The organism is Enterobacter sp. SENG-6 (assembly GCF_001605945.1).
GTDB lineage: Bacteria > Pseudomonadota > Gammaproteobacteria > Enterobacterales > Enterobacteriaceae > Enterobacter > Enterobacter cloacae.
Genome location: NZ_LOMM01000054.1, coordinates 1 through 3,863, shown reverse-complemented (window position 1 = coordinate 3,863; position 3,863 = coordinate 1). Strand labels below are relative to the sequence as shown.

Annotated in this window: 5 protein-coding genes; all 5 read right to left on the bottom strand. The window is 48.2% G+C overall.

Going from position 1 to position 3,863, the window contains the following annotated elements; translation table 11 throughout:
* Positions 1-91: 91 nt before the first annotated feature.
* Positions 92-562 carry a RadC family protein gene (gene radC, locus AX755_RS19395; protein ID WP_040117034.1) on the bottom strand — a complete coding sequence of 157 codons (471 nt, stop codon included), beginning with the start codon at positions 560-562 and terminating at the stop codon, positions 92-94.
* Between the two features lie 69 nt (positions 563-631).
* Entirely contained in the window at positions 632-1,453 is an 822-nt protein-coding gene (locus tag AX755_RS19390) for a DUF932 domain-containing protein (protein WP_032620720.1), read from the bottom strand.
* A 442-nt stretch (positions 1,454-1,895) separates the two neighbouring features.
* A complete protein-coding gene (locus AX755_RS25895) occupies positions 1,896-2,087 on the bottom strand; it encodes a hypothetical protein (protein ID WP_023305181.1) in 192 nt (63 codons plus the stop codon).
* Positions 2,088-2,145: 58 nt separating this feature from the next.
* Positions 2,146-2,985: a hypothetical protein gene (locus AX755_RS19385; protein ID WP_049125417.1), complete on the bottom strand. Its 840-nt coding sequence runs from the start codon at positions 2,983-2,985 to the stop codon at positions 2,146-2,148.
* Between the two features lie 112 nt (positions 2,986-3,097).
* The gene (locus AX755_RS19380; RefSeq protein WP_044488933.1) at positions 3,098-3,532 is read right to left on the bottom strand and encodes a hypothetical protein; all 435 of its coding nucleotides are present in this window, start codon (positions 3,530-3,532) and stop codon (positions 3,098-3,100) included.
* Between the last annotated feature and the right edge of the window lie 331 nt (positions 3,533-3,863).

Here is a 3,863-nt window from a genome sequence, read left to right as displayed (position 1 = left end):
TCTTTTTTTCATTATGGCACCTGTGTTGTTCTGAGGTGAGCATATCACCTCTGTTCAGGTGGCCAAATTCAGTAAACCACTTCACTCCACCTCACAACAAGCCACATTCAGCAAAAGAAACCACTTCATTCCCGACCACAAGATGATCCAGCACACGCACTTCCACCAGAGCCAAGGCTTTAGCAATCCGCTGAGTGACATGTTTATCCTGCTGGCTGATTTCTGTCGTGCCGGACGGATGGTTGTGTGCCAGAATGACCGCAGCGGCGTTATGTTTCAGGGCTGATTTAACCACTTCGCGGGGATGCACTTCGGTATGGCTGAGCGTGCCGGTAAACAGTGTTTCTCGCTCCAGCAGGCAATGCTGATTGTCGAGATACATCACGATGAAGACTTCCCGCTCCAGATGAGCCATCTGCAGTTTCAGCCATGTTTTTGTGAGGCTGGTTGAGGTAAATGACTCACTCGGTTGACGCTGGTATTTATCCAGCAGACGTAATGCTTGCTGGATGACTCGCTGCTCGTTTGCAGGAAATACCGGGGATAAATTGAGCGTAGACATGGTTGTTCCTTAGAAAGAAAAGCCCTTCCGAATCTTCGGAAAGGCGTTGAGGAAAAATAGTGGAAGAGATCATGAAGCAAGCTGCAGCATATTCTCAGCCATCACCCAGAGGGCACGGTTGAGCTTCACATCACCGTCAATACCTTTCACTGCTCGGGTATGGGCGCACTTTCCTTTGGTTGTTCTCCCCGATAGCCCGCCTTTAATCAGGTTTTCCTGAATGCGCTGATAAGTGGTCCACAGGTCGTTACTCTCATCCTGCCAGCGGCGTGGGGAAAGTATCTGCGTCTCTGTCACCGGTTGGTGCTCCTCACCGAAGCGATATGTCAGCGCCGCTTTCGCCATAGCCTGCTGAGCGGGCGGCGGCAACAAAAGCGATTGCATGGCATCGCGTTTCTCTTCTACGCGGTCAAATATTCCCAGTACTTCGTAGGCCCCTTCGATGACTTTCTCTACTACGTTGCCTTTATGCGGCACGCGTACTTCGCCAAAACTCTCACCGCAAATCAGCCCATTTTGGCAAACTGCTCTAAATAACCCCGGTAGCATCTGATATGAGCTGGAACCGTCGTGGCTGTTCAGCAGAATAATTTCGGGAACCTGTTTGCCAGTAATCTGGCCTTCACGACGCAGGCGCAGCATGTGCTTCGTATGCTCTCGTTTGCTCTGGTCGCGGACTCTGGTTTGACACGCGAAGAATGGCTGGAAGCCTTCGCGTTGCAAGTTATCGAGAAGGGTAATTGTCGGGATGTAGGTATAGCGATCACTACGGGATTCATGCTTTTCTTCGCTGAAGACACTGGGAACATAATGGGCCAATTCGTCGCGAGTTAACGGGCGGTCACGACGAACAAGGTTGACTGCACCAAAGCGGCTGACTAAACGGGTCATAGTTGATTCCTTTTAAAACGGGCATAAAAGCCACTCCAGTAGAGTGGCATTGGATGGAAGATAAAATGTTCAGGGAGAGGCTGGTGGCTGGCTCTGCTGTGGCGAGAGTTCTCTGTCAGGTAATGCCGGTGAAATTAGCTTTTCGGCCTGGTGATGTTGTAATCGCTGCAGAATAAAGGGCTTACTGTACTGGAAGTATCGAAGACACCATTTGTATGTAACGACTCGCCTTATGTTCAGAGGTAAGCGTTCATACGCTTTGCTGCACAACGATAAAACAAAGGCATCATCATTGATTCTGTCCTCTGCTATTGCAGCCAGCACTTTGATAAAGGAACGCTTCAGCTTTTGTCGAGAGTTAGCTTCCAGGTGGGCTTCGAAAGGTGATAGTACGTCTGGTACAGGTGTTAGAACACAAACCGTTGTGCCTGATTGGGACTTTTCAGGCAAGCGTGGCGAGTTTTTTTATGAGTCTTATCAGGCTATAGGTCATCAGGCTGGCTCCCATTGTCTGGCATATGACCGACTTACTTCTCAGCAGAGTGAGGCCTGTGACGCTGAAAACAACGGGCCAGGTCAGCCCAAATGATTCTGCATCTGGCGTTGTATCGTCCGGGGATTTTTTAGTTTTCATAGGTTGATCCAAAAGGCGTCCGGTATCGCAGGAAGCTAATACCGGACTGGAAGAGTAATTAGGGGAGATCGACTGAGGCTATTTCCTCAGAAGCGTTTGTAGGACCATTGTAAACGCCGACATATTCATTTTGAGGGAAGATAATTACTGCATTTTTCTTCGGATCAAAAGAGCAACCACTTAATCCTGCAATTGCGGCGGTTTTCCCAGAGCTTGTGTTTTTGACAATCAGTTTGTTGTCTGCACAGTTGCTGGCTTTAACAAAACTCACCACATAACCGTCCTGCTCTGCGACGGTTTCAGCGGTCGTTGATTTTGGCTCAGAGTTACGTTCTTTCTGCCCGCTTGCCCGATCGCTGCTATAAGGAATATATTGCGCAGCATCATTCCGCATGGTCGGTGGATCATTGTTCAGACCAAGATATACAGGACAATTGGAGGCACCCACCTCGCAGCTCTTTTCGACGATAGCACGTGACGGCCAGCCTTTTGTGCCGATGTAGGCAGCACCGGTTTCATCAAGGCAGTAGGTTTCCTCCCATGAGTAATTTTTATTCTGGCCCGGCATAGTGCGGGCCGTTACGAGACAAGTCAGAGCCTTAACTGGTTTACTGTCGTAGCGGATAAAGTTCTGTTCAAGGGGTGATGATGCGTACAGCAAAGGAGATATGTTCGCAGCAGCAGCCTTGCTCTGTGCCTCAGCGCTAAAACCAACTTTATTGTTGAGTTTTACGCTGACTGCCGCATCGTTCATTTCGCGAAGCATTTCACCGCCTCTATCTGTTAGAAAGAATGTGTATCGCTCTGGGTGGATATTACCGGGAATTGTGATGGCAAAACTTAGGGCCGGAAATGAAAGCACTGAGATAATAAATAAGCGAGAAATAAATTCTGTCATGATGACACCCTGAGGACGTTTGTCGTTGGCTCTGCTGGACGTATCTGAACTCCAGCAACGAGTAGCTAAAACAGCAAACTGTGCTGTTTTGAGAAATAGGCGAAGAAGGTGCTTAACGGCTGATGCAATCCTGCCAGGTTACCTCTTTCAGCGCTTCCTGAAGACCTTCGGTTTTGAACGGTTTGGACAATAGTTTCTTGTCTTCAGTGACTTCCAGCACTCCTTCATCACTGGTGTTTTTGAGCGCCATAAATGCAGCTTCGCCTAATTGATAATGGGTTGAGTTGATGATCAACCCTGGCTTTTTCAGACCAGCCCCAGAAGAAATGGAATAGTTCTTTGCTGGGACGCTGTAGGTGATGCCCAGGTGGCCTCCGATGCAAGTGAAGGTAATGCGCTCACCAACATCATTGTCGGCATTAATACCAAATTCCATTCCGCTGGTATTACCAAACCAGTTACCCCACTGCTGTTCCTGAATGGTCGCGTGCGCAGCGGTGGTGAACAAAGTTGCACTGAGAAAGAGTGCAGAAGTGACCTTAAACATAGAGATTCCTTACTGTTGTTTTACAAACGAAAAATGGCCCTTTGCTGTACAAAAGGCCACCTGATCGTATGCATTTGAGAGAGAATGGGATAATCGTTACTACAGATCAGTTCCCTGGAATCGATCGTTATATTCTATTGATAAAGCGATCAATCCATCTCTATTAATAGTTAAAAACTATCACTGCTTGAGTATCGATCGGTGCAATAGATCAATGTGAAGAAGCCGTGCCAGTAATACATACTGGCACTGACCTGCCCCCACGATTAGATACAACACTCAGTTAGTAACGTCGGAATCTTCATTCTCAGAATGACCCTTTCTCCAGCCC